Source organism: Armatimonadota bacterium, assembly GCA_020354555.1.
Lineage (GTDB): Bacteria > Armatimonadota > Hebobacteria.
In genome coordinates this window covers 248,654-274,247 of sequence record CP070648.1, presented here as the reverse complement: position 1 = coordinate 274,247, position 25,594 = coordinate 248,654, and the positions used below count along the sequence as shown (strand labels likewise).

General features: G+C 66.6%; 21 protein-coding genes and 1 riboswitch. Of the genes, 16 read left to right on the top strand and 5 right to left on the bottom strand.

The genetic code is table 11. From position 1 onward, the window contains the following. From JSV65_01130 to JSV65_01120, 3 genes are all read right to left on the bottom strand, one after another. Positions 1–958, bottom strand: a 958-nt coding sequence (locus JSV65_01130; GenBank protein ID UCH34987.1) for an oligosaccharide flippase family protein, incomplete at its 3' end; no start/stop codon positions are given. A gap of 15 nt (positions 959–973) precedes the next feature. Then, the gene (locus JSV65_01125) at positions 974–2,047 is read right to left on the bottom strand and encodes a glycosyltransferase (protein ID UCH34986.1); all 1,074 of its coding nucleotides are present in this window, start codon (positions 2,045–2,047) and stop codon (positions 974–976) included. Next, complete coding sequence (locus tag JSV65_01120; protein ID UCH34985.1) at positions 2,044–3,483, bottom strand: radical SAM protein; 1,440 nt, start codon at positions 3,481–3,483, stop codon at positions 2,044–2,046. Before JSV65_01120 ends, JSV65_01125 begins: the two co-directional genes overlap by 4 nt. A 477-nt stretch (positions 3,484–3,960) precedes the next feature. On the opposite strand from JSV65_01120, the gene JSV65_01115 reads away from it, so the two are divergent. The 12 genes from JSV65_01115 to JSV65_01060 all read left to right on the top strand — a co-directional run bounded on the left by JSV65_01115 (position 3,961) and on the right by JSV65_01060 (position 20,208). Further along, positions 3,961–5,421: an S-layer homology domain-containing protein gene (locus tag JSV65_01115; GenBank protein UCH34984.1), complete on the top strand. Its 1,461-nt coding sequence runs from the start codon at positions 3,961–3,963 to the stop codon at positions 5,419–5,421. A gap of 438 nt (positions 5,422–5,859) precedes the next feature. Continuing rightward, positions 5,860–7,209 carry a phenylacetic acid degradation protein gene (locus tag JSV65_01110; GenBank protein UCH34983.1) on the top strand — a complete coding sequence of 450 codons (1,350 nt, stop codon included), beginning with the start codon at positions 5,860–5,862 and terminating at the stop codon, positions 7,207–7,209. A gap of 191 nt (positions 7,210–7,400) precedes the next feature. Continuing rightward, positions 7,401–8,402, top strand: a complete 1,002-nt coding sequence (locus tag JSV65_01105; protein ID UCH34982.1) for a hypothetical protein — start codon at positions 7,401–7,403, stop codon at positions 8,400–8,402. A gap of 110 nt (positions 8,403–8,512) precedes the next feature. Continuing rightward, positions 8,513–9,463: a GDP-mannose 4,6-dehydratase gene (locus JSV65_01100; GenBank protein UCH34981.1), complete on the top strand. Its 951-nt coding sequence runs from the start codon at positions 8,513–8,515 to the stop codon at positions 9,461–9,463. A gap of 237 nt (positions 9,464–9,700) precedes the next feature. After that, a complete protein-coding gene (locus tag JSV65_01095; protein UCH34980.1) occupies positions 9,701–10,585 on the top strand; it encodes an exosortase/archaeosortase family protein in 885 nt (294 codons plus the stop codon). Beyond that, entirely contained in the window at positions 10,569–11,204 is a 636-nt protein-coding gene (locus JSV65_01090; GenBank protein ID UCH34979.1) for an EpsI family protein, read from the top strand. Before JSV65_01095 ends, JSV65_01090 begins: the two co-directional genes overlap by 17 nt. Positions 11,205–11,351: 147 nt before the next feature. Beyond that, complete coding sequence (locus JSV65_01085) at positions 11,352–12,899, top strand: glycosyltransferase family 39 protein (GenBank protein UCH34978.1); 1,548 nt, start codon at positions 11,352–11,354, stop codon at positions 12,897–12,899. Between the two features lie 210 nt (positions 12,900–13,109). Next, positions 13,110–13,733, top strand: a complete 624-nt coding sequence (locus tag JSV65_01080) for a PEP-CTERM sorting domain-containing protein (GenBank protein UCH34977.1) — start codon at positions 13,110–13,112, stop codon at positions 13,731–13,733. A gap of 298 nt (positions 13,734–14,031) precedes the next feature. After that, positions 14,032–14,106, top strand: a riboswitch (cyclic di-GMP riboswitch). A gap of 219 nt (positions 14,107–14,325) precedes the next feature. Next, positions 14,326–15,231, top strand: a complete 906-nt coding sequence (locus tag JSV65_01075; GenBank protein ID UCH34976.1) for a DUF11 domain-containing protein — start codon at positions 14,326–14,328, stop codon at positions 15,229–15,231. A gap of 96 nt (positions 15,232–15,327) precedes the next feature. Continuing rightward, on the top strand, positions 15,328–17,136 hold the full coding sequence (locus JSV65_01070) for a carboxypeptidase regulatory-like domain-containing protein (protein UCH34975.1): 1,809 nt from the start codon (positions 15,328–15,330) through the stop codon (positions 17,134–17,136). 24 nt (positions 17,137–17,160) lie between these two features. Next, positions 17,161–17,565: a carboxypeptidase regulatory-like domain-containing protein gene (locus JSV65_01065; GenBank protein UCH34974.1), complete on the top strand. Its 405-nt coding sequence runs from the start codon at positions 17,161–17,163 to the stop codon at positions 17,563–17,565. Between the two features lie 9 nt (positions 17,566–17,574). Continuing rightward, positions 17,575–20,208, top strand: a complete 2,634-nt coding sequence (locus tag JSV65_01060; protein ID UCH34973.1) for a hypothetical protein — start codon at positions 17,575–17,577, stop codon at positions 20,206–20,208. Positions 20,209–20,251: 43 nt separating this feature from the next. Here the strand turns inward: JSV65_01060 and JSV65_01055 are convergent, their stop codons facing one another. Both JSV65_01055 and JSV65_01050 read right to left on the bottom strand, forming a co-directional pair. Then, entirely contained in the window at positions 20,252–21,691 is a 1,440-nt protein-coding gene (locus tag JSV65_01055; GenBank protein UCH34972.1) for a radical SAM protein, read from the bottom strand. Positions 21,692–21,697: 6 nt separating this feature from the next. Beyond that, positions 21,698–22,300 carry a DUF3786 domain-containing protein gene (locus tag JSV65_01050; protein ID UCH34971.1) on the bottom strand — a complete coding sequence of 201 codons (603 nt, stop codon included), beginning with the start codon at positions 22,298–22,300 and terminating at the stop codon, positions 21,698–21,700. 283 nt (positions 22,301–22,583) lie between these two features. On the opposite strand from JSV65_01050, the gene JSV65_01045 reads away from it, so the two are divergent. From JSV65_01045 to JSV65_01030, 4 genes are all read left to right on the top strand, one after another. Further along, the gene (locus JSV65_01045; GenBank protein UCH34970.1) at positions 22,584–23,849 is read left to right on the top strand and encodes an ADP-ribosylglycohydrolase family protein; all 1,266 of its coding nucleotides are present in this window, start codon (positions 22,584–22,586) and stop codon (positions 23,847–23,849) included. A gap of 75 nt (positions 23,850–23,924) precedes the next feature. Next, positions 23,925–24,971: a dihydrodipicolinate synthase family protein gene (locus JSV65_01040; protein UCH34969.1), complete on the top strand. Its 1,047-nt coding sequence runs from the start codon at positions 23,925–23,927 to the stop codon at positions 24,969–24,971. A gap of 108 nt (positions 24,972–25,079) precedes the next feature. Next, positions 25,080–25,286: a crossover junction endodeoxyribonuclease RuvC gene (locus JSV65_01035; GenBank protein ID UCH34968.1), complete on the top strand. Its 207-nt coding sequence runs from the start codon at positions 25,080–25,082 to the stop codon at positions 25,284–25,286. A 33-nt stretch (positions 25,287–25,319) separates the two neighbouring features. Next, positions 25,320–25,592, top strand: a complete 273-nt coding sequence (locus JSV65_01030; GenBank protein ID UCH34967.1) for a crossover junction endodeoxyribonuclease RuvC — start codon at positions 25,320–25,322, stop codon at positions 25,590–25,592. Positions 25,593–25,594: the final 2 nt, after the last annotated feature.

Genomic DNA, 25,594 nt, shown 5'->3' with positions numbered 1-25,594 from the left:
GAGCGAAGAAGGTGGCGACGCAGAAGAAGTACGTGCACACCTTGCCGTAGATGTCGCGCGCGTCGTCCCGCTTGGCGACGGCGAACATCGCTGCCCCCCACACCAATCCGAAGGGCTCCATCACCAGCATGGGAAGCATCATTGCGAACTTGTAGCCCAGCGCATAAAGACCCACCTGCTCCAGGCTCGCCGCGCGCTCGAGGAAGAAACGGTCGGCGAAGTGAAGGACAAACATCGAGAGGCTGGCCGGCACCAACGGCCCTCCGTACGTCGCCATCTGCCGGAGCTTGACGCGCGACACGGCCAGTCGAACCTTCCGCAGCGTCCCACCCAGCAACCCGATCGCCGACACAAGCGCCACCACCAAGGCGCTCAGCAACACTCCGAGGACGCCCATCCGCAGCACTACGACGAACACGATATTGAGCGTCAGGCCCAGCAGCAGGCGCCCGATGGCGATGCCCCCGTAGAGCGCCGATCGCTCCAAAGCACGCACGTAGGCCAGGGGTACGATGAGCACGAGGCCGAACAAGCTGGTGAGCAGCATCAGCGCGGCGAACAACCCGTAGCCGGACTCCCCCAACACCAGCCGCCCCAGCCACTCGCTGCCGAACAGCAGCAGAATCGTCACCCCGGTGCCGACCGCGACGAGGACTGCCAGCGCGGTGCTGATTACCTCGTGGCGGTCGCGTTCGCTGTCGTACTGAAAGTAGAACCGCAGCACCGCCGTGCCGAACCCCATTCCCAGCACAATCCCGAGCACGTTTGACGTCAGCTGCAGCAGTTCGACGATCCCGTACTCGGCCGGCGACAGGCACCGCGTGTACACCGGGATCATGATGAACCCGATCACGCCGCTCGTCACGCTCGCGACCCCGTACACCATGGCGTGGCGGAAGACCTTGGCGATCTCCGCGTAGGTCGAGGTGACGGTCCCGGTTGTCTCTGCCTGCTCCATAGATGTTGGCACGCCTCAGCGACGCCCACGCGCCCGACGGGCGCTTGCCGTACTCTTCGGCGACGTCGCCACCGCGCAGGCGCCGCTGGCTGCTCTCCCCTCGGCGCGATCCTGCCGCAGCACCCTCCGCCTCCAGCCCTTCGCGGCTTCCCGCACCGCCGCGGGCAAGCACGCCGCAGCGGCGTATGCCCAGAGCCGCCAGTCGTGGGGCCGGCAAGCGAGGCCCTGTGCAAACGCACGGCGGGCCGCGGCGTACTCCTCCGCCTTGAAACGCACGTACCCGAGGTCGAACAGGTAAATGCCGAGCTGTTGCCGCAGCAGGCGCCCCCGCGAGCGCCATGTTGGTCCGGCGCTGGTCATGAGCTTGTGTATGAGTTGGATCTGCGTCGTCGCCCGCAGCAGCGACCGCGTGGACAAGTTGCTGTCGTGCTGGCGGCAGTCGGCGAGCTGCTGGTCAATGTATGCGCACCGCTCGCGCTCGGCCAGGCGCAGCCACAGGTCAATGTCCTCCTGCATGCGCAGGCCTTCGTCGAACGCCCCCCAGCGCTCCAGGCACGAACGGCGCACCATCGCGGTCGGCATGGTGACGAATCGGTCCACCAGTAGCGTGCTCAGGACATCTCCTTCCAGCACGGATACGTCGGCCTCGAGTGCTCGCCTGGGCAGACGCCGGAAACCGGCCTTGAACTCGGTCGCCGTCAGCGATCTCCACCTCACGCCGGATGGCTCGAAGAACAGCTCTAGATCGCCGAATACTAAACCCACCTCGGGATAGCGATCCAGCACGGCGGCGCGCCGCTCGATGCTGTGAGGGCGGTAGCAGTCGTCGCCGTCGCAGAATGCAATGTAGTCGCCCTGCGCCAGTTCCAGGCCGCGATTGCGCGCGGCGCCCGGGCCCTGGTTGTGTTGCCGGAGGTAGCGCACTCGATCGCCGAAGGAGGCCACCACCTCGGACGTTTCGTCGGTGGACCCGTCATCCACCACGATGACCTCCAGCGGCTCGGCGGTCTGGTCGAGCACGCTGCGGAGACAGTCCCCAAGGAACCGACCGTAGTTGTACGTAGCGATGATAACGCTCGTCGTGCTCAAGCTGAAAACGCTCCTCCACTGGGTCCCGGCGGCTGACGCTGGCCCGCTGCGCCGGACGGCGTTGCCCATGATCTAACAATGCGCGCGACCCGCCGCAGGCCGCGCCGCGCCAGGTTCTGCTTCCACCAATTGTCACGCAGGTAATGTGCCGCGCGCGCGAGGTCTTCGCCGCTCATGTGCTCGGTGCGCATCACGGGATCGTTGGCCGTGTATCGGGTCCAGTCACGAGTCAGGAGCAGCCCTCGCTCGTCGGCATCCGCGTACATACGGGTGCCCGGGTACGGCGTCGCGAGGCAGACTTGAACCGAATCGGGTCGCACGTCGCGCACGAAGTGAAGCGTCTTCCGTACGCTGTCCCACGTCTCATTGGGCAGGCCGACTATGACGTGAAGGTGCGCGGCCAGCCTGGCGCGGTGGGTCTCCCGAACCGCCCGCCGCATATCGTCCAAGGTGGCCCCAGGCTTGGCGATCCGACTGAAGATCTCCGCGTCTCCGCTCTCCAATCCGTAATGCACGGCCAGGCAGCCGGCCCGCCGCATCAAATCGAGCAGCGCTGGCTCCACGCGGTCGGCGCGAGTCTCGCATAGCCAGCGCACCGGGCCGCCGCTCTCGATCAGTCCTTTGCATACCAGTTCGGCATGATCCCGCTCGGCGCTGAACAGCTGGTCGCGGAAGATCACGAATTCGACGCCGAGATCCGTCGCCAGGCGAGCGACTTCCTCGACCACCGCGTGCGGTTCCCGCAGCAGCATGCGGCGGCCGAATCCGAACGGGTAGGGGCAGTAATAGCCGCACGCGAACCCGCATCCCAAGCCCGTCGCCACCGGCGCGAAACGCATCGGTCGCCCATCCACTTGCCTCACGTACCGATCCATCGGCGCCAGATGATACGCTGGCGGGGGCAGGTCGGCGGCCGTTGCGATAGCCCTGGCCGGCCCGACGTGCACTGCAGCGCCGTTCGCGGCATAGGAAACGCCCGCTACCTGCGGCGGGCCATCCCCGGACCGCCATTCCAACAGCTCGGGCACGACCGCTTCAGCGTCGCCGCGCACCGCGATATCCACGACCCCTGTCTCAAGCACCTCACTGGGCAGCGCCTTGCACACCGTGCCGATCGCGATGAGGCGCAGGTCCGGGTCGGCTCGCTTGATCCTGGCCAGAAGGGCGAGATCGCCACGCAGGGAGGGCAAGCTCAGGGAGGCGACCACGTCGCGCGCGCCCACCTCGATGACCCGGTCGACGACTTGCGCATCGCTGAGGCGTTCGGCCTGGGCGTCAATCACGCGAACCGTGCGATGCTGCCGCTCGAGGGCGCCGGCCACGCGCAGCAGCGGCAAGTAGGGACACGCCAGCGCGTCTTCGTCATGCCCATAGATTTCCCGTCGCGACGAAGTCGCGGTGCCAAAGCCCCCCGCCCAGTCACGACCCACGTTCATGTGGGGGGGGCTGGGAGGCTGCACTAGCAAGACGTCAGGATTCACCTGCTCTGCAACCCTCTGCTGGCGTTTCCCGCACCTACAGCCCAGCAGATTGATGCTGGCAGCCGCTCCCTAGGCGCGTGTGTACCTTGCCGAGCTTCCGCCGAAGCACGGCTGATCGGTGCGCACCGCTCCGTCGTAGAGCCGACTGCGACCGCACCCAATGACCAATCCGGAGCAAGAAACGTGCCACGCTTGGGCAGGCGTGGGAGAACCGATTTGTCCTCGTTTCGTGCTCACGCGAAGGCGCCTGTGCCAAGCCCCACCCGACGAGGCGCTCAGGGGTCGGCGGCGGCGATCAGCCCCCTCAGGAAGTCGTCCGCTCTGTGTCGGCGCGGCGCGTCAGGCGAAGAGAGGGAACAGCGCGCCGGGGGGGGAATCTACTCAGAGCACCTCGACTCCCGCCGCAGTGGGACGCGTCGAGGTCGCGACGAGATGAATCGAGCACTCGCCGCTTCTATCGCCTTCGCTAGCATCGTTGCGTCGGGCTCGCCGGTGCGAGCCGTGCCCCCGGCGCGCAACCCAGGCATTCCGCCTGAAGTGCAGCAAATGTTCGAAACCGAGCCGTTGGGCCTGATGCCCAGCGACTGGGCGCGCTATACCGGAAGCGGTGGCGGCTGCCTCAACTACGACGCGGACTGGCGGGTCACCGCAGTCGCGATTCCGTGGGGCGGAACCACGCGCGCCCTTTCCGCCACCGAAGACTCCGGGCTTCCCGGGGTCAACCTGTCGTGGTGCGAGTACCGCGGCACGACTCTGCAGATCGTCGATGGCATCATCCCCCCGACGGCGCGGTACTACGTCGAGACGCTCTTGCACGCCAAAGGATTGGCACAGCCGGGCGCGGAGCAGGAGCACACGCTGCAGCCCTATTTCGTGGACGGTTTGACGTATGTCGAGATCATGCTGCTCTCCTACGACGAAGGACTGAGCTGGGAGGTCGCCGTCTTTCAGTTCCACGACGGCTCGTGGTGGAAGCCTTTCTCGTGGCCCTTGGCGGTCAGTGGGTGGAACTGGTGGGGCCGTGTCGGGATGGAGATAGACCGCGCGACCGGCAACGCGTGGTTCTACTATAACGGCCAGGCAATTGGTGGCCCCGTGCTCTTCGACGCTATCAACACGACGGACACTGTGCGCACGAACGTCCGGGCGACTAACAACCTGCTCGACGCCGATGACTTCCGCATCTACATACTCGACTCGGGGACGACCTTCGCCGACGTCCCAGCTCATCACTGGGCCTACGCGTACATCGAAGCCATATACCGCGAGGGGATCACGACCGGTTGCGCCGCGAGTCCCCTGCAGTACTGCCCCGCGGCCAGCGTCACGCGCTCCCAGATGGCGGCGTTCATCTGTCGTGCGGCGGGTCAGGCGTGGTACGATTCCGGCGGCGCCACGTTCGTTGACGTCCCGCGCGGCAGTGACGGCCAATACGCGACGCCGCCTTATTCGGGCGGCCTCGATGCTGACGGCACACGCTGGGGATATGGTCTCATCGAGCGAGTGGCGGATCCGGCGTCGTGGGGAGGCGTGCCCGTCACACTCGGCTGCGGCAGTGGATACTACTGTTTCAGTTCGGTGACAACGCGCGGGCAGATGGCGGCGTTCCTGTGTCGGGCCAACGGCAAGACCTGGCTTGACCCCGGCGTCGCCAGCTTCAGCGACGTGCCGCGCGGTGTGAACGGCATGTGGGACGGCGGGGGCAGCGGAGGGATTGACGCGGACGGCACTCACATCTTCTACGGTTGGGTCGAGCGTCTCGCGGATGCGCCGTCCTGGGGCGGCACCCCGGTAACCAGCGGCTGCGGCGCCGACACGTACTGCCCGGCGAATCCCTGTCGCCGCGACCAGATGGCGGTCTTCCTCTGTCGCGCATTCGGCATACCCTACTAGCGGGATTCATATGCCGCGGGGCGCCCCGCAGACCGCGAAATCATGCTCGCGGCCCCCGTTTCGAAAAGGCTTCGTCTGCTTCTCGAGGAGCCGAGACTGCAAAGTGTCGAGAGGGTGCGGGCGTCCCTGGGCAATCGCCATTCCGGACGCGAGGCGATCTCCTCGGCCGGTGCTCCGGCGCTCCTCGCCTTGTCGAGGGCTCGGCGCCAGGAACCGCTGGCCTCATCGCCGAATTAGGGCGCAATGGTTTCGTGTGTTCCGTGCAGGCGGAACCAAGCTCGCTCCACGCGGTGCGTGGCGGACGGATGCCACCGTCCCGAGACTCCCTCCGGTCAGAGCGTGGGCGGATCGCGAATCGGTTTGTGACCGTCAGTAGGAGTAGGCTGTGGGGCCACGATAATGGGCTTCCAACACTGGGAGTCAGGACAGGAGACACTAATGACACTTAGGCTCAGGACGCAGCACACGGTCATCACGGCGTTGGTCGCGATGGCACTCTTCGCGACGGCGGCGGCGTGCGCCACAGCGGCAGCGCAGGATCTTGCGGCCGACGAGATGCTGCTCCAGTATGTCAGCACGCCCGATGCCGTGTTCAAGTGGGAAAAGGGCCCGGTGCGGGAAGTCAACGAGATGACCATCAGCGACATCGTGTTGACTTCCCAGGTGTGGCATGGCGCGAAGTGGCAGCATTTGCTGCGCGTGTTCACCCCGGCGCAGGCCAGCTATCCCGAGTGGATGCTGTTGCTGGTCTCCGGCGGTTCCGGCGAGCCCGAGCCGGGTCGGGATATGGGCGGCGGGGATCAACTCGCCGGCTCGTTCGCAGCAATGATGCGCGCTCCGGTCGCCGTGCTCACCTTGGTGCCCAACCAACCGCTCTTCGGGGGCCTGGTGGAGGACGAGATCATTTCCCTCACCTTCCAGCAGTACATCAGGGATGGCGACCCGACGTGGCCGCTCCTCTTCCCGATGACCAAGAGCGCGGTGCGCGCCATGGATGCGCTTCAGGCCTACGCCAAGCAGGAATGGAGCCGGGACATCACGAGCTTCGTCGTCTTGGGTGGCTCCAAGCGTGGGTGGACGACGTGGCTCAGCGCTGTCGCCGACCCCGAGCGTGTGAAGGCCATCGCGCCCGCGGTCATAGACACCTTAAACTTCCCCGCGCAGTTCAAGTACGCCCTCGAACTATGGGGACACTACAGTGAGGAAGTCACTGACTACACCGACAAGCGCCTGATGGATGTCTTCAACGATCCCCGGGGCAGGAAGGTGTGGAAGGCGGTTGATCCGTACACCTTTCGGCACGACCTGACCTTGCCCAAGCTGCTGCTGCTGGGCTCGAACGATCCCTACTGGCCGACGGGAGCCCTCAACCTGTATTGGGATGATCTGGTCGGGCCGAAGTACGTCCTCTACGCTCCGAACAGCGGGCACGGGCTGGACGACATCCAGCGCGTCATCAACACGGCCAGCGCGTTCTTCCGCACGATGGCGGCGGGGCGCGACATGCCCAACATATCCTGGGAGGCAAAGCAGGACGGCAGTTCCCTGGTGTTGACCATCACCGCGCCGGCGGCGAAAGACGCCCGCGCCTGGGTCGTGCAAGCGGATGATCTGGACTTCCGGCCGCACAAGTGGGAGTCCACCGCCATGACGAAACGCGACGGTTCGTTCCGCATCACCGTGGAGCGCCCGGCGGACAAGAACATCGCCGTCTTCGGCGAGACGGATTTCGAGGCAGATGGCCAGCCATACACGCTGTCCACGCAAACCTACATCGTGAGGAAGTAAGCGGGTCGCGCTTCACTCCGGCCCGCTCGACGGAACGCCGCGACAGACAGCGGATGACGCGCCGCGTCGCGGCCGGGGCCTGCCCGCACCGCACCGCTAGCGTGCGCGCAGAGGCAGGAACACAGCGACCTGTGCCAGAATAATGGGTCAGTCTGCAGGGCGTCGCATTACCTTCGCTGCTTGTGTGTGCAATGATCGTCAAGGCTCAAGCGCCCAATAGGGTCCTCGACTTCGGCGGGTGGACCGATACCTGGTTTGCCGGCTCGGGGTGTGTCCTCAACTTCGCGGTCGGCCTCTACGCCCAGGTCATCATCGCCACGCGCGCGCGGCCCGGAGTCAGCGTCATCGCGCAGGACTTCGGCGAGATTATTGACATCGCCGAGCCGGGCGCCGAGCCCTACAACGGCAAACACGACCTGCTCAAGGCCGCAGTCAACGTCATGGGTATAGATAAGCTCGACGCCTACGTCTATGCTGACGTCCCCGCCGGCTGCGGCACCGGCTCCTCCGCTGCCATCTCCGTGGCGCTCATCGGCGCCCTGAGCATGTTGACAGGGGAATATCACCGCCCGGAGCAGATCGGCCGTCTCGCCCACGAACTCGAGACCAAGGAGTTGGGCATTCAGAGCGGCGTGCAGGATCAGATTGCGGCCGCGGTCGGGGGCATCGGCTATCACACGATTGACCCGTACCCACGCTCGACGACCTCCCCGGTGCGCGTCTCCCCCGAGATCGCCTGGGAGTTGGAAAGCCGCCTCGTTCTCGTGTACACTGGTGAACGCCACCTGTCGAGCGAAGTACATGAGAAAGTCATCGCCGACTATCAGGCGGACAAGCCGTCCACCCGCAAGGCGATGGACACCCTCAAGACCACTCCGCAACTCGCGGCCTCCGCGCTGTGGAAGGCCGACTTCGGCGCCTTCGCCGAGGTCATGAATCTCAATAACAACGCGCAGAAGGCCCTGCACCCCGACATCACGACCGAGCATATCGAGCGTATCGAGGAAGTGGCCCGGCCGGCAGGCGCGGTCGGCTTCAAGATCAATGGCGCGGGCGGCGGCGGCAGCATCACGGTGCTGTGCGAAACCAGTCGGCGCCGCGAGGTCGAAGAGGCGATCAAGGCCGCCGGATACCAACTGCTCCCGTGCCGCTTCGACTGGGAGGGCCTGCGCACATGGTTCGCGCGCAGGTGACGCGCGGCGAACACCCCAACCACCTTGAGTCACTCATGACGCTCGCAGATCCCACGCATATTGAGAGCCGTTTAGGAGCGGTTGAATACTGCGCATCAGGGAGTTAAGCCGTGCGCTCACTCATTACAGGCATTACCGGTTTCGTCGGTTCGCACCTCGCCGAGTACCTGCTGGCGCAGGGCGCCGACGTCTTCGGCACCGCCCGCTGGCGTAGCAGCACGTCCAACATTGACCACCTCGAAGGGCGCATCGAGCTAGTCGAGTGCGACATCCGCGACAGCGCCTCCGTCAAGCAGGTGATTCTCGACGTTCGTCCCGACGAGATCTACCATCTCGCCGCCCAAAGCTTCGTCCCCACCTCCTGGCGCGCTCCGTCCGAGACCCTCGAAACCAACATCATCGGCCAGGTTCATATCCTCGAGGCGATGCGCGAACTCGACACCAGCCCGCGTATCCAGATTGCCGGCTCGTCCGAGGAGTACGGCATGGTCTATGACAACGAGCTGCCCATCACGGAAACCAACCCCCTGCGCCCCCTCAGCCCGTACGCCGTCAGCAAAGTGGGGCAGGACCTGCTCGGCTACCAGTACTTCATGACGTACGGCCTGCCCGTCATTCGCACTCGCGCCTTCAACCACACCGGCCCTCGCCGCGGATCCGTGTTTGTCACCTCCAACTTCGCCAAGCAGATCGCCGATATCGAGAAGGGACGCCAGGAGCCGGTCATTCGCGTCGGCAATCTCGATGCGCGGCGCGATTTCTCCGATGTCCGCGACATCGTCCGCGGCTATGGCCTCGCGGTGAGGGAGGGGGAGCCCGGTGAGGTCTACAACCTGTGCTCCGGTCGGGCGCGTACCATCCGCGAAGTCCTTGACACTTTGCTCAGCCTCTCGACCGTCGAGGTGCAAACCGAGCACGACCCGTCGCGCATGCGTCCCTCCGACGTCCCTGTGCTCGAAGGCGACTACGCCAAGCTCCACGCGCGCACCGGATGGGAGCCGCAGATCCCGTTCGACCAGACCGCCCGGGACCTTCTGGACTACTGGCGGAACCAACCCTAGCCGCGGCATGGCGTTCGCGTGCATCGCTGGTGGGGTGGCACTCGCCGTCTGGTGCAGAACCTGCCCTTGCGGCGGTCCGCGCCGGACGCGCTATTCGAACGCGCGACGCGCTGGCACGTTCCTTGCTCCGTATCCTCAACGCACGTTCCTGCGCAGGTGCCGATAGACGCCCCCGTTTCGCGCTGGGCGCGAAGGGCGTCCGTCGAACGCGCGTGGTTGGTGCAAACAGGCGTTTCTATGGCTGTAGCAGTCGCTCGTCCGAGGCCGGTCCCCATATTGGCGGTCGCAGTGGTCGCTGCAGGCGCGTGGCTCTACGCGCCTGCCCTGAGCCAGATGGTTCGCGCGTGGGCGACGGACGACCATGCCTCCCACGGCTTCCTCGTCGCGCCGATCGCGGCGTATCTGGTGTGGACGCGCTGGGAGCGAATCGTCGCAGCTTACCGCGGCGGCGCCGCCGCAGCCGGCATGGCGTGCGCGGCCGCGGCCTTGCTCATGTACCTCGCCGGCCGGTGGATGGAGGTTAACTTCCTGGCGCCGCTGTCGCTCGTCCTGATGATCGGCGCGCAGATGCTCTACTTCGGCGGTTGGGGGGTCGCGCGCGAGGTAGGTTTCCCCTACGCCTTCCTGTTCTTCATGGTGCCGTGGCCGGACCTGCTGGTCGAGTTCATCAGCTTCCCGATGCAGCTTCTGTCGGCGAAATACGCCACGATGATTACGGGACTCCTTGGCATTCCCGTTTCGCGCAGCGGAGTGGACATCCATCTCGCCAATTACTCGTTCACCGTGGCGGTGCCATGCAGCGGCATGAAGGCCCTGGTGGCCCTGATGGCCCTGGCCGCGCTCATCGCGTACGTCGCGCGCGGGCCGATGTGGCGGCGTGTCGTCCTGTTCGCCCTCGGCGTGCCGGTGGCGCTCGCGGCCAATGTCGCCCGCGTCACGCTCATTCTCGTGATCGCGACCTTGGCCGGCGCCCGTGCGGCGGAAGGGTTCTTCCACGGCGCTTCCGGTATGCTCGTATTCGTGTTCGCTCTGGCCGGCATGATCCTCGTCGCCCGCGCGCTCGGACTGCGCGGGATTGCCGGTGGCAGCGATAGAGGAGCCCCCGATGCGAGCGGTGGATAAGCGCTGCATCGCGATGCTCGTCCTGCTGCTCGCAGGGCAGGTCGCCGCCTGGGCGACCCGGCCGATGACCGGTGCGAGCGCCGAGCTGCCGGTGGAGAGAATCCCTTTGCGCGTCGGCGATTGGCAGGGCCGCGATCTGGGCCCGTACGATGACTTGACGATGGACATGCTGAAGCCCGATGCCTACCTCAATCGCGAGTACGTGAACGCCGATGGGTTGCCGGTGCACTTCGGCGTCATCCTCGGCCACCGCAAAGCGACGTTCCATTCACCAGGCTTCTGCCTGCTCGGCGGCGGATGGAACATCGTCTCCAAGTCGCAGCTGACGTTCCAGGCCGCCACGACGGGCGCCGCGATACCGGTGAACCGATTCATCCTCGCCCGCGAGGGGGACCACGCCGTCGTGCTCTACTACTACGTCGAGCGCGATCGCGCCACGACGAGTTGGGTCATGCACCAGGCATATCTGGCATGGGATCGCCTGCGGCACGAGCGACCGGTCGGTGCGCTGGTCAGGCTGACCGTTCCCGTGGCGTCGGACACAGACGCCGCAGCGAGGCGCGGCATGCGCCTGCTGGGCGTTCTGCACCCGCATGTCGTCGAGGTCACGGGGGCCTGATCCGGCTCGATAAGGACCGTTTCATCGAAAGGTGCCAGTGTGACGAGCGAGCAACCATCAGCACAGCGAACAGCCGAGGGCGCACCGAGCGGCGACCAAGCTGCCGGCGACGAGATCGTTCGTCGCCGTCCGGATCGCGTTGAACGATTGAGCCGCGCCCTGCTGCTGCATGTCTCGTGGATCGGCCCGGGCGCGATCGCCCTCGCTTTGCAGTTCACCCGCGCGTTCAAGGGCCTGTACCGCAGCGAGGCGATGGACCTCGCTCAGCTCGGCAGGCATCTGGCGGAGGGACAGGGGTTCGTGACCTCGCTCCTGCGGCCGGTCGAGGTCGCGCTCTTCCCGCGCGTGCCCGCGCCCGAGATCTACAACGCGCCGCTCTACCCCCTGACCCTCGGGGTGGCATTCGGCGCGCTCCCGCACAGTGACGCCGTTGTCGCCGGCGTATCTGCGGTCTTCTTCCTGGCGACCTTGATAATGGTCTATGTGCTCGCATCGAGGATATTCGATCGCGCGACCGGCGCCCTCGCCGCGGCGCTTTTCGCGCTCAACGTGCAAGCATTGGCCTATGCGGTATCCGGTCTGCACGTGACGCTGTGGGCGTTCTTGCTCACGCTGATGGTCTACCTCATCTACGTCAACTCGGGCTCGTTGAGACTGAGCGCTGCCGCGGGTGCCGTCCTCGCTCTGTGCTGGCTCACGGAGTACATGACGTTTGCGCTGGTGCTCCCGGCGATCGCCGTGGGCGCCTACGCGCAGAAGGAACGGCGACTGCGTCACGCAGCGTGGTTCGCTGCTGGCTTGATCGTGGTCATGACGCCGTGGTGGGTGCGCAATTATCTGGTCGCGCGAGACCCCTTGTTCACCCTCGAACGGTACCTCATCGTCATGTTCACCGGCGCGCACCCCGGGCACACCCTGTTCCGGGCCGCCGACGCGTCGGCCCTCAGGCTCGTGCCGCTCATCGTCGGCAACTTGGGCGGGCTGCTGAAAAAGATCGTGCTCGGGCTCGCCTCGGCCTATCGCGCTATGTCGCCCTTGGTGGGCCTCTACGTCGTCGGCTTCGTCGTCATCTCGGCGATGCGGACGCTGAACCAGCCGCGGCAGAACCTGGCGCGCAACGCGGTGCTTGCGCTGGTTCTGTTCCTGATACTCATCGGCGCCGTGCACAATCCGACCCCCGAGCTGTTCTTTGTCATCGTGCCACTCCTGCTCGTGCTTTGCGCGGGCTACTTCATGGTCCTCGTCCGCGAGTGGATACGGCCCGGTGGCTGGCAAGCGGTGGCGGTGCTGTTCTTCGTCGGCGTCGCTGCGTACCCGGCGGCGGTCTCGTGGGCCGCGCCCGAACCGAAATTTGGCCCCGACAAGCGTAATCTGAGCTATCTCGAGGAAGCGCTGCCCAGGAATGCGGTCGTCGTCACCGACGCTCCCTGGGCGGTCGCGTGGTATGCGCACCGGCCCGCCGTCTGGCTCCCGCTCGGGGCGGAGGATTTCGAGGCGGTGGATGAGGCAGTGGACGTCCGCGCCATCTACTTCTCGACCTTGCTGCAGACGTACCCTGCGTCCGAGGAAGCGGTCATGTGGCAGCGCATCTACCTCCAGGGCGCTGCGCCGCCCGGTTTTGAGGTGACTGTGGCTCGCGACGGCGAGCTCATCATGCTGCGCAGCGGGGCGGACGCGACCAGCGGTGGTCCGTGAGCGGACGGTGTAACTGGCGGGCGAAGCGCTACTGGGGCGCCTCGCCGAGGGCTTTCTCACCCGCCAATCTGGCGCATGGTCGATTTTTTCACGAAAAAAGTGCCTGTGGGGACGCGATGAGCGCCGAATTGGCACGGTCCTTGCTAGTATAAGAAAACAGGCTCTATTGATCTTGCGGCGATCGTATCGCCCTTCCGTGGAGGCTTGAGTATGAGAATCTGGATGACCATCGCGCTGGCGGCCGTCCTTGCCGTGTCCGTGACCGGAGCGGGGGCCGATCCGTGGCCCAGCTGGTATGCGCAGACGTACACGGTGGACTACGTTGACGTCGTTCCCGTGTTCAACTCGGGCAGCAATACCTGGACTTTTCAGTTGAGCGTGGACTCGGGCGCAACCGATCCGACGTGGGGCGCCATTGATCCCACCTACGGCGGCGTGAAGACCCTCGTCGCGTACCAGCTCACCGACCCGCTGCAGCCGGACTATTACGCCGGATTCGGTGGCTATCCTCTCAACCGCAGCGGCTGGGACATCAACGGCGGCTGGGAGACCCATCCCTCCGGCTGGGGCGCTGTGGGCTGGCGGGGCTCAGATCCCGCGAGCTACGTTCACCCGGGTGAGAGTGACAACACCAGCTTCTGGGCCCACTGGACCGGTGACACGCCCGCTGGCGAGGACTTCGTCTATCTCGTCCACATCGTCACCAATTCCGATACGGGAGGGCAGACCTTCTGGGCGCGCGTAGGGGATCCGTACATCCCGGAGCCTGCTTCGATCATTCTGCTCGGCTTGGGCGGTCTCGGCCTCGCCGGTATCCGGCGCCGCAAGAAGTAGCCGACGTCCGACTGACTTGTAGAGACGGATTGACGCGAGCCCGGCTCTTCGCCGGGCTCGCGTAGTTTGGCAAGCTGTCGCCCGCGCCCCACCCGGTTTCCCGCCTGCGCATCGGCTGCAGTCCTCACCTGCGCGGGCTGGATTCCGGCTTCCGACCGCCCCCCGAGTTCCTCGTCACAATCCCCGTGCAATGTGGAATATAGAGTTGTGCGCAGCATCGGTAGAGTTGCGCGCGACAGCCGGAAATGGCCGTTACGGAGGTTCCCCCGGATAGCGTATAACTGATCCCACTCAGGCTGGTTGATAAAGGCAAACCTTTCGCGAGAAGGGGACGCAAAGCCACGGGACTCACGTAGTCAGCCGGGTTGCCAAACAGCACAGATTGGCGAGTTCGCACTTCATCGCAGTTCGCTAACCTTGCCCCTGGCAGCCGCTGCCAGGGGCGGTTTGCATTTAGCATACCGCAAGCAGCAATCGTGCGCAGCACTTCGTTCACCGCCAGCACGGTGGCGCGCAGCGCAATCCCCGCTCACGGGAACGCGCGCGCGGCGGCAGTTGTTCACCGGGGGCCTCATTCCAGGAGGTGAACGAAATGCGTTGGTTCTCAGTGGCGAGTCGAGGCAACGTGCTCGCGGCTTGCACAATCGTCGCCGTAGGGTTGGTCGCAGTCCCCGCCTACGCCCAAGGCACCGCCGCGGGCACCGTGATCAACAACACGGCATCCCTCGACTACGAAGACTCCGGCGGAGCCCAGCAGCCCACGGTCGCATCCAACCAGGCCGCGGTCACGGTCAGCCAAATCGCAGCGGTGCAGGTGGCGCCCTCGTCCGGCGCGGACGACGCGCAGACCGGCGAGGTCGTGTACTACGCCGTCACCGTGACCAACAATGGCAACGCAGCCGACACGCTGGCACTGGCCGCCTCTTCCGCGAGCGACCCCGCATGGACCGTTGTCATCTACAAGGACGACGGCGCGGGCGGTGGCACCGCCAATGACGGCGTCCATCAGTCCGGCGAAACGAACGTCGCCTCGACCACGGGCAGTATCGCGGCCGACGCGACGTTCAAGTGCTTCATCGCGGTGACCGTACCCAGCGGCGCCGCGACCGGAGCCGTTGATCAGACCACATTCACGGCGACCTCTCAGTTCGACGCAGCCGAGAAGGCGAGCGCGGTCTTCTCCACCACGGTCAAAGCCGCCGTCATGGGTCTGACCAAGAGCGTGGATAAGGCGGAAGCCGCGCCTGACGAGACCATCCGCTACACCATCACTTACAGCAACACCGGCGATGCCTCGGCCATCAACGTGGTGGTCCGCGACACGGTCCCGGCGACCGTCACCTACGTCGCCAACAGCGTCACGGTCAACGGATCGCCCAAGACCGACGCTGCGGACGGCGACAACGTGACCGTCAGTTCCGGTGTCATCACCGTCAACGTCGGTACCGTCGCTGCGGGTGCCACGGGCACTATCACCTTCGACGCGACAGTCAAGTAGCGCCGTACGAGACAACCTGGCGACATCCCTGGGGCCCTGCGCCTCGCAGGGCCCCGGGGGGGATGGCACGCTTCCGTGCTTGGCTACGGATACACAGTGAACATCAGGCAGAACCTTACACGATCGGATACGGTGCGCGGCGCGGCGAGCGCGACGAACGCGCTCCTCGCGCTGCTCGCAGTCGTCGCCCTCGGCGTCGCATCTTGCGCTGTGGCGGTCGCAGACACGACGATCACCAACGTCGCGACGGTCACCTACCAGGACGACAGCGGCCACTACGTCGTGGAGTCCAACGCTGCCGTCACCACCGTCCTTCAGGGCTATGCGATCAATGGCTTGGTGCGTGACGAGACCGGTGCCCCGGTACCGGACGCGCGCGTGGACGCGAGCATGAGTGCGCGGGCTGTGGCGACAACCACCACGGCAGAGGACGGCACCTACGCCTTAACCGGGCTGCCTGCGGCAACGTACAACGTGTACGTCACCGTGTCCGGGCGCGTGACGCAGATCATTCGCGGCATTACCCTCGGCGGCGAATCGTCCACGGCCACCCTCGACTTCAGGACCCCCGACGCGACATCATGGCCGGCGGGCTTGTACATGATGACCGTGCCGTTTACCTTCGGCGACCCCAGCCCCGCCGCCGTGTTCGGCGACGCGAACGTCAAGCTCGCGCGCTGGATGCCGGATCAGTCCGGGGGCACTTACCTCTACTGGGGGCGCGACGCGGATATCCCTGGCTTCTCGCCCGGTCTCGGTTTCTGGATGAGCGCGGCGAGCGCAGTGCAACTGACGACGACGCAGTTCGCTGCCGCCGCAAGTGAAAACGCGCCGTACGGCGTGGCGCTGCGACCGGGATGGAACATGGTCGGCAATCCGTTCTGCGCCGACGTGCAATGGGCGGCGGCACAGGTGCGCTGCAACGGGCAGACCGTCTCGCTCGAGACCGCGGCGCGGAACAACTGGATCCGACCCTACGCGTGGGTCTACGATGCAACGGCGCGCCAATACGTCCTGCTCGATGCGACCTATCCGGGCGCCCGCAGGACGCTGCAGGTGTGGCAGGCATGCTGGGTGAGGGCGCTCACGACGTGCGAACTGCTCATCGCTCCGCCTGGCGCTGCCGCAGCCAGTGCGACCGGGGCCGCGGCCAGAAGCGCGCAGCCCGAGCCGCAGTGGCGCGTGCAGCTCATCGCGCGGGCGGGGGACCTCTGCGATGGCTTCAACTACATGGGCGTCGTTGCCGATGCCGCCGCGGCAGCGGACAGCCGATGCAGCTTGCAGAGCCCGCCGCCGATGTCGCCTTACGTTGACCTGACCTTCACCGGCGGACGGGGCTCCGGCGCGGAGTTGGCCACCGACTTCAGGCCGCCCGTCGCGGGCCGCGCCGTGTGGGATTTCGTCGTGCGCTCGGACGCCGCCAACGCCCAGGTCGTGTTGACCTGGCCCGACCTGTCCGACGTTCCCGATCGCTATCGGTTGATGCTGGTTGACCTGGACGCGCAGCGCCGCCAGTACATGCGCACGACCAACTCCTATGTCTTCAATACCAGCGCGCAAGGCTGCGCGCGCCGCTTCCAGGTCGAAGTGGACTCGACGCCGTGGGCTCGGCTCCAGGTGCGCAACATCCAGCAGATCATCGGCCGGGCTTCAGGCATGACGATATCGTACGACCTGTCGAGCCAGGCGGTGGTGGATGTCGAAGTGCGAGGCCTTACCGGGCAACTCGTCAAGGTCCTCTCGCGCGGCGCCACCGCTTCGGCTGGCACGAATCTGTTCACCTGGGACGGCACGGATGCTTCCGGCCGTATGATGCCCAACGGCCCCTACCTCTGCGCGATCTCTGCGGTCACCGAGGAGGGGCAGGCGGTGAAGGGCATGCGGACTATCGTGTTGACGCGGTAGGGGGAGTGGGAGTTCAGCTCTCTGATGGATCTCAGACGTCATAGGACAGGCCCGGGCCGCGCCGGCATCGGCAACAGGCTGTGCGCCCTCGCGCTCACGGCGTGTGCCGTGGGCCTCTTCTTCGGCGCCGCGGGCTGCGGGGGCGGCGGCGGCGCTGCGCCCGCCTCGGCCACGGGCATTGAGGGTACCGTGCGGGACGCCGCGGCGAGTCGCGGCGTGATCGGCGCGTTCGTTACCGTTGGCGCTGCCAGCACTGAGACCGACGTGGATGGCCGCTTCCGCCTCCTCGGACTGCCCGTCGGCGCTCAGGCCATAACCGTGCAAGCAACCGGCTACGCCGAATACAACGATACCGTCACCGTCACAGCAGGCATCACCACCATTCCGGATATCTTGCTCGTGGACAGTCCCCCGCCGCCGCCGCAATAGGTGATGCTGTTGTCACGTACGCGGGCCCATAACAGGCCACGCAGCGCCGCCGGCGCGATCCGGGCCGCGCTGCTCATACTGGCTGGCGTGATGTTGGCGTTGGCGGCCTCTTCACCGGCGGGAGCCGCGGAGCTCAGGCTCGGCCCGACTTCCCTCTCGGTGGTCGGCCAGGAGACCGTCACCTTTCGCTCCCAGGAGGTCTCCGGCAGCGAACTCAGCCGGAGCAGCTTTCACTGGGACAACTACTCGCTGTCCCGCCGCTTTGAGCATCGCACCGACCTCGTCGTGCGCGGCGACCTGCTGCCCGATCTGCGCGTGGACGCGGTCATCGCCCGCGGGTCCTATACTCCCGGGCGGCAGCGCCTCACCTTCACCTTTGACGGCAGCGACGCCGTGGTGAAAGCGGGCGATCTCGCGGTTCTCTTCGACGGCGGCTTGGCGGGCTTCCGCCGCAGCCTGCGCGGCATCCAGGTGGATAGCAGGCTCGCCCGCGGCGCGCTGACGATGATCGCGTCGGAGTGCGAACCGGCGGTGCGCACCGATGTCCTCTATGGCCGCAACTCGGCCGGGCCGTACTACCTCGCCGCCAGCCCTTTGGTTGACGCCTCCGAAGTCGTCGAAGTGGACGGGCGCCGCATGCAGCGCGGGGCCGACTACAGCATTGACTACCAGATCGGACTCATCCAATTCGCGCCGACGTTGATCATTTCGCCGGCCTCGCGCATCGCCGTCAGCTACGAGTACGATGCGCCTGGAGGAATGTCGGGGACGCTCGTCGGTCTGCGCGGCGCATACCCCATCTCCTCCGGCCTCCGCGTCGGCGCCACCTACCTCACCCTCGAGCGGCGCGCAGCGGCCGCGCCGACGACGACGGCAAAAGAAGACCGCTGGCTCGGCAACAATACGGCGGGGCCCTTCACCCTGACCTTTCGCCCCATCGAGCCGGGCAGTGAGCGCGTCCGCCTCGACGGTATCCTGCAGGTCCAAGGCCGCGATTACCAAGTGGACTACGCGATCGGCTCCATCATGTTCCTTCAACCCGTGCCGGCAGGCGTGTCGGTCATCGTGACCTATCGAGTGGAAGGGGCGGCACAGTCGTCCAGTCCGCAGCGCTCGCTCGTCGGCCTCGACGCTCACTATGCCGCGGGAGCCCATCTGAACCTGGACGCGGAACTCGCACACAGCGTGGGCGGGGTCGGCGCGGGAGGTTCCTCCGGCAGCGCCCTGGCGATCGGCGCGCGCGGCGAATGGGATCGTCTATCCCTCGCGGCCAATCTCCACCGCGCCGACGCCGCTTTCGCGCCGTTCGAATCCGCCGGCCGCAGGGAGATGCGCGGCGGGTACGACTGCACCGTCGGCTTTCAACCCGCCACCGGGCTGCGCATCACCGGCGCCGTTCGCAACTACCGCAGACCCTACTTCCAGTACGGCGATGCATCGGGTCTTCTGGTGCACGACCGCAGCCGTGAGTTGACGCTGGATTTCAACCGCGCCGGCTGGCCGACGCTCTCGTATGTCGGCTCCTGGTCGGCCGTCGCAGGCGAGGGCGCCGCATCCCTCGCCGAGCGCACCGACAGCCAGCTCCTCACTCTCGGATACGAGCGCCGGACCTACGGCGTCCAGGCGACATACCGCAGCAACGCTCACGCTCGACAGGGAGAGGCGCCGCTGTCCCCCTACACGCCACCGATCTACGGGCCGCAGCCTCTCGAGCCCCAGGCCTTTGGCACCGCCTATGCGGGCCGCGGCGAGGGCACCGCACTCAGCATGTGGTACCGCCCGGGCACCCGCCTCAGCGTGGTGTGCGATCTGGCGAGGAGCGGCATGTCGCTTGCCGGCGGCGGCGAGACGCGGGCGGACAGCTCGCGCGTCGCCGTCGAGTACGTGCCGACCTCCGCTACCGCGATCACCCTGGGCTATCGCAGCAGCTCCTCCGGCGAAACGGTCAGCGCCGACGGGCGCACCGTCCCGGGATACACGACGAGCGGCCACAGCTTCAATCTCCGCCACAATGCGGCGCGCAATCTAGCGCTCAACCTCGCATACGACTCGCAAATGAGCCAGGGCGGATACAGCACCAACAGCGACACCGATGCATGGACCGCCGGGTTCTGGTGGCAAGCGGCAGGCGCCCTCTCCTTCATCGGCCAGTACACCCGGCAAGATCTGACGTACCTCGCCGCGGACGGGCGGTCGGCGAATGATATCATGTCGCTCGGCGCCGCCATCGGGCCCCTCGGCCCCGGCGTCAAGCTCGATCTCAACTACAGCCACATGACCGGCACCACGAGCGGCAGCTTCGGCATCCCGTACGGGACGCCCGCCGCCCCAACGGGAACCGGCGGCTCACCCTACGGATACGGGGGCTCTGCCGCCCACGGCACGGCGAACTCCAGCGTGCGGGCGCGCATCAGCTACCCGGTCGCCAAGCGGCAGGAAGCGTTCGCCGAGTGGGAGGCGAGCAGCAACTCGGGGTATCCCGGCGGCAACCGTCGCCGTGCGCTCGCCCTCGGCTGGCAGATCGGCCTGACTCGCGAGCTCAACTTCGTTCTCGACTGGCGGCAGATCTCGAGCGAGTCCAGCGACACCCGTTACAGCTACCACGCGCGAACCTTCGGCGCGCAGCTCGGCCTGAAGTTCTAATCGCCGGGTACCGGGCGCGCGGTCTCGGCCCGCGCGGTGCAGCCTACTGCGCCCCCAGCCGCAACCGCCTCAGGATATCCCAATACGCCCCGCGCGCGCCCCCCGCGATGGCTTGGACGAGCATCTCATTCGCGTTGTAGTTGTAATCCGTCTCGTCGCGGCTGCCGCCTAGGAAGAATCGCGGATCGCCCCGCAGCCCCTCGTGCAAGACATCCGCGTAGTCGTCCCCGAGATCGGCGGACAAATAGAAGACCGGCTCGGCGAAATCGTCGTTGCCACGCACCGACCCCACCAGGTTGGGGTCATCTGCGCGCACCCCCTGAGCGGCGACGATGCACCCGAGTTCCGTGCCGGGATATACCCGCAGGCCGATGGCTACTCCGACGGCATCGGGCTCGATAGCCTTCATCAGGCGAATCGTCTCGTCTGCGGTTTCCCGCGTCTCGCCCGGCCCGCCCAGCAGCAAGTCGAACATGCAGATCACGCCCGCGGCGCCGCATGCTTCACGCGTGCGCCGAATATCCGCCGCAGTGAAGCCTCGGCGCAGGCGCTTGAGCATGACGTCGCTCCCGCTGTCGGCGCCGAAGTTGATGCCGACGCAGCCGGCCCGGCGCATGGCCGTCGCCAGCTCCGGCTTGAACGGCGCCGGGGAGCAGTAGGCATACCAACGCAGACGGTCACCCAACCCGCGCCGGATGAACTCCTCGCACACCGCCAGCGCATGCCGCGGCGGCAGATTGAACTCGCTGTCGCAGGTGTGCAGGCAGTCCACGCCCTGCGCGAGCAGACGCTCCGCCTCGTCCGCCACTTCCGTCGGCGGCCGCAGGCGATATCGCCGTCCTTTCGCGACCGGGTCGGCGCAATAGATGCACCGGCCTGCGCAGCCGCGCTTCGTCTCGATGCCCCCCTGTCCCCCTTCTCGAAAGTAGCGCGCGTTAGCCACCCACGAGCGGGAGCCCGGTATCGCGGGCAGTTCGCCGCGCCCCGGACGCTGTGTGCGCCACGCTCCCTGCGGGGTGCGGCGGACGAGACCGGGAACTTGGCTCGCGTCCTCGCCCCGGTCGGCGGCGGTCGCGAGAGCCGCAAGCGCCACTTCCCCGTCTCCGGCGACCCCGACGCAGCCCGGTAACCCAGCCAGTATCGCCTGCGGCATCAGGGAGAAGCCCACGCCGCCGGCGACCATCAACGCCTCGCCCGCGTGAGCCTGAAGCGCGCTGGCGATCTCGCTCACCTGCGGCAGGAACGACTGCCTGCTGGCGCAGTAGCAGTCGTCCGTGTTGCGGACGGTGAGAGCGACGATCTGCGGCTCGAGGCCGCGCGAAAGCCGCGCCGTGATCGCGGCTCGCCAGTCCGGTTCGAGACAGAGATCGAGCAGATCGACCTCATGCCCCAACGCGTCGAGATAACCGGCGATGTAGTCCAGCCCGATCGGCGCGATGGGCGGCCTCATGAGGTTGGAGTTGACGAGCAGAACGCGGGCCATGCCAGGTCAGCCGTTGCGGTGTTTCTCGATAATGCGGTCGCTCAGCCAGCCGCCAAGCGCGGCGCAGCTATCGGTCGGTAGGTAATGCCTGATGTTGGCGTCGAAGAGCACGCGCGCGGAGGGCGGGATCATCTCCTCGCCGAGCCAATAGATCGCCGCCAACCACACCCGCGGAAGCACGAGAAAACGGTATCCGGCATCCCCCGTGTTGAGCGGTTCCGCCCCCAGCTCGCGGCAGGCCCGTTTGAACGGCTCGACGTCATTGGCGAACGCGCGGACGAGATCGCCTCCGCTGTACCCGTCATACGCCGCCTGGTAGAACATGCCGTCCGGCAGGTCGCGCAGCGCCACCCACGTGCCTGCCGGCTGGGTTCCATCTGCCATCGAGAGGTAGTACATGAGCAGGTGCCCTTGCCACTCGGCGCACGGCGTGCCGTCCGCGCGCGCGACCTCCAGGCCGGGATGGGTTATCGCGAGCATGTGGTCGAGCAGGCGCACGGTGAGCACGGACTCGTCCTCGCGCCGCTCCAACTGTGCGCCGCTGAGGGCAGCGACTTGATCGGGATCGGCCTCGCGCAGCGCCGCCTGTGCGCGCGCCAGAACCGACACTTGGCCTTCGCTGTTCCCAGTCATCGCTATTACACGCAGCACAGCCGCCCCTCGGGCTCCGGAGCCGGAACCGCGAAGGGGGAGGCTCGGCTGTGACCGTATTCGTGCGTCACACGGCCTGCGTGTCCATTCTAGCCGCCGCGTAGGACGCTGTCAAACCGCGGCGTGCAGGGGTGCCGCGCTGGGCCGCAGAAAGTAAAGCCACGGGGGCACCGACGGTGCAAGCACGAACCGCAGACCACCGCATTCAGGAGCCGCCAGGAACACAGCCAGAGGTGAGACGATGCCAGAGGCCCCTTCCCGCCGCGACGAGGCGCAACGCCTCCTGCAATACTGCCAGGAGACGATAGCCGCCGAGCGCGAGTTGGGCCGCGATGTGAGTGCCGCGGAAACGCTCGCGCGCGCGGCCGACGAAGCGCTTGTAAACGACGAGCCCGACCGCTCGATGCGGCTCTCGGCGGAGGCGTGCGACGCCGTGCGCCGTTGCCCAATGCGGCCGGATTGGCCATACGTCGAGCCGTCGGACCTGGAGAGTATCAGAGCTGAGCAGCCTGCCGCTGCTTGGGCTCCCGATGTCAGCCTCGATGAGGCCGCCATCCGCGACCGCATCCTCGGCGGGTGGCTCGGGAAGAATGTCGGCGGCGCCCTCGGCGGGCCCTTCGAGGGCTGGACGCGCCAGCGCATCGCCGACACGTACGGCGAAATCACGGACTACGTCGTGAAGCCGCCGAGCACGCTGAACGACGACACGGCATACGAAATCGTGGCGCTGCACGTGCTCGAACGGAAGGGGCGCGACTTCACCCCGCGCGACATTGGCCTCGAATGGGTCGAGCGCATACCAATATCGTACACTGCCGAGCGGGTCGCGATAGACAACATGAAGCGCGGGATCATGCCGCCGGAGTCGGCGCTGGTTGACAATCGGTATCGCGAGTGGATTGGCGGCCAGATGAGAGGGGAGGTATGGGGCCTGCTCTGCCCCGGCCGCCCCGCGGACGCCGTCGAGTACGCCTATCGCGATGCGATCGTCTCGTGTGATCGCAACGGAACCTACGGGGAACTTTACGACGCAGTCCTCATCGCGGGCGCGTTTGCGGAAGCCGACCCCCGGCGACTCTTGGAGATCGGCCTCGGCTTCGTGCCCGCGCGCTCCCGTTTCACCGAGGTCGTGCGCGACAGCATTGCGTGGTGCGACGAGTCGCGCACGTGGCACGAGGCGTGGGAGAAGGCGGAGGCAAGTCACGCAGGCCGCTACCATCCCGTGCACACGTTCCCCGCGATATGCGCCGTTGTCATCGGGCTGCTGTTCGGGCAAGGCGATTTCGAGCGCTCCACCTGCATTACCGCCATGTGCGGCCTGGATACGGACTGCTCCGCGGGGCAAACCGCGGCCATCATGGGCGTGATTCTCGGCGCCTCGGGGGTTCCCGCGAAGTGGAAAGACCCCATCGGTGACGACTTCGAAACCTTCGTCGTCGGCTACGAGCACCTCAAGACATCCGAAGTCGCGGACTGGACGTTCGGGCTGAGTCGGAAGTTATCCTGAGATCCGGGCACCGGACGCGCGATCTCGGCCATAGGCCCACAAGTCCAGACTACACGTATCCGGAGAGGAGGAACCGTGCAAGCTGACAAGCAACCATCACCGCCCGCATTCCTGACCGGCGTCATCACCCCGATGTACACGCCGCGTCACGAGGACGGGCGCCTTGACCTCGACGGGGCGCGCAGCATGGTCAAATGGCTCAAGAGCCGCAACTGCGTGAGCTCCGTCTTCGCGCGCTCGGGGGTGGGGGAGATGTACGCCTTCACCGTCGAGGAGACGCGCCAGTTCATTGACGCTGTGGTGGATGAAGCGGCAGGCGAGATCGGCGTGCTCGCGGGGTGCGCGGGCGAGTTCGACGGCAAACCGGAACACCGCCCGGACGCGGCGGTGTACACCGAGCAAGCGGCGGGTCTCGCGCAGTATGCCGAGGAGCGGGGGGCAAGTGCAGCGGTCCTCGTTCTGCCCTCGGCGCTGAGGCCGGAGCCGGGCGTGCCGCTCGAAGATACGATCTTCAACTACTACAAGGCGGTGAACGACGGGATCCGTATCCCTATCGTCATCTACCAGCCGCCTGGGATGCTGCCTGAGTACCGCATGACTCCGGCGCTCATCAAGCGGCTGCTGACGCTCCCCCGCATCGGCGGCATGAAGCTCTCGACCACCGACCATGCCGTGTTCGACCCCATCTGCTGCGAGGTCGCCGCCACCAGCTTCGGCATGATCGCGGGCGCGGAGCATTTCTATCTCAACGCGCTGGAGCAAGGCGCGAGGGGCGTCATCGGCGGCGGCTGCAACACGCATCCCGAGATGATCTACGCAGTGGGCGAGCACTTCAGGGCCGGACGCCTCGATCGCGCTCGCGCCGCCCAAAAGGACGTCAATGAGACCCTGGAGGCGTTGAACGCGCTGAAGGCCTCGGGCGCGGTTGCCGGTAAGCTCTACATTGCGTCCAAGGGCTATCCCATGGAGCCGTATCAGGCGAAGCGCCGCGCCGTCGCCGCGTACGGCAAGGAGCCTACCGCCCTGCCCCCACCCGAGCTAGTGGCCGAGTTCGCAGGGATCGTGGATTCCCGCGTCGCACCTTACCGCAGCGCGATCGAGGAGGGCCGCGAGTTGCCGTAAGCCGGCGGATCTCGGGGTTTCCTTTACGCTCTCCGTGGGGGCTGCTATAATACGGCGCGGGACCGGCGCTGCATCGGTGAGCGGTGCCATGCCGGTGGGTACTGAACCGTGCGCGTGCTTGGCATAGATCCCGGGCTGGTGGCCAGTGGCTACGGCATAGTTGACTTCAACGGCAGGCGCGAGGCGCTCGCCGAGGCCGGCGTGATCCGTGCGGGCGGGCGAGAACTCACCGCGCGACTGTGCCACATCCATCGCTCCGTGGCCGATATTCTCGAGGAATGGCGGCCCGAGGTCCTCGTGATCGAAGAGGTCTAGTCGAAGTATCGCCACCCGCGCACGGCTATTCTCATGGCGCACGCGCGAGGCGTGATCTGCCTTGCCGCGGGCGATGCGGAACTGCACATCGTGCATTACGCCGCGTCGGAGGTGCGCCGCGCGCTGACGGGAAACGGACGGGCCAGCGCCCGCCAGGTGCGGGAGATGGTGTGCCGCAGGCTGGGCATCAGCTCAAGCGGGTCCGACGCGCCCAGGACGAGCGGCCGCGACGAGCATATGTACGACGCGCTCGCGCTGGCGCTGTGCCACGCCGGGCGCTCGCGAGAGACGGCAGCACGACGATGACT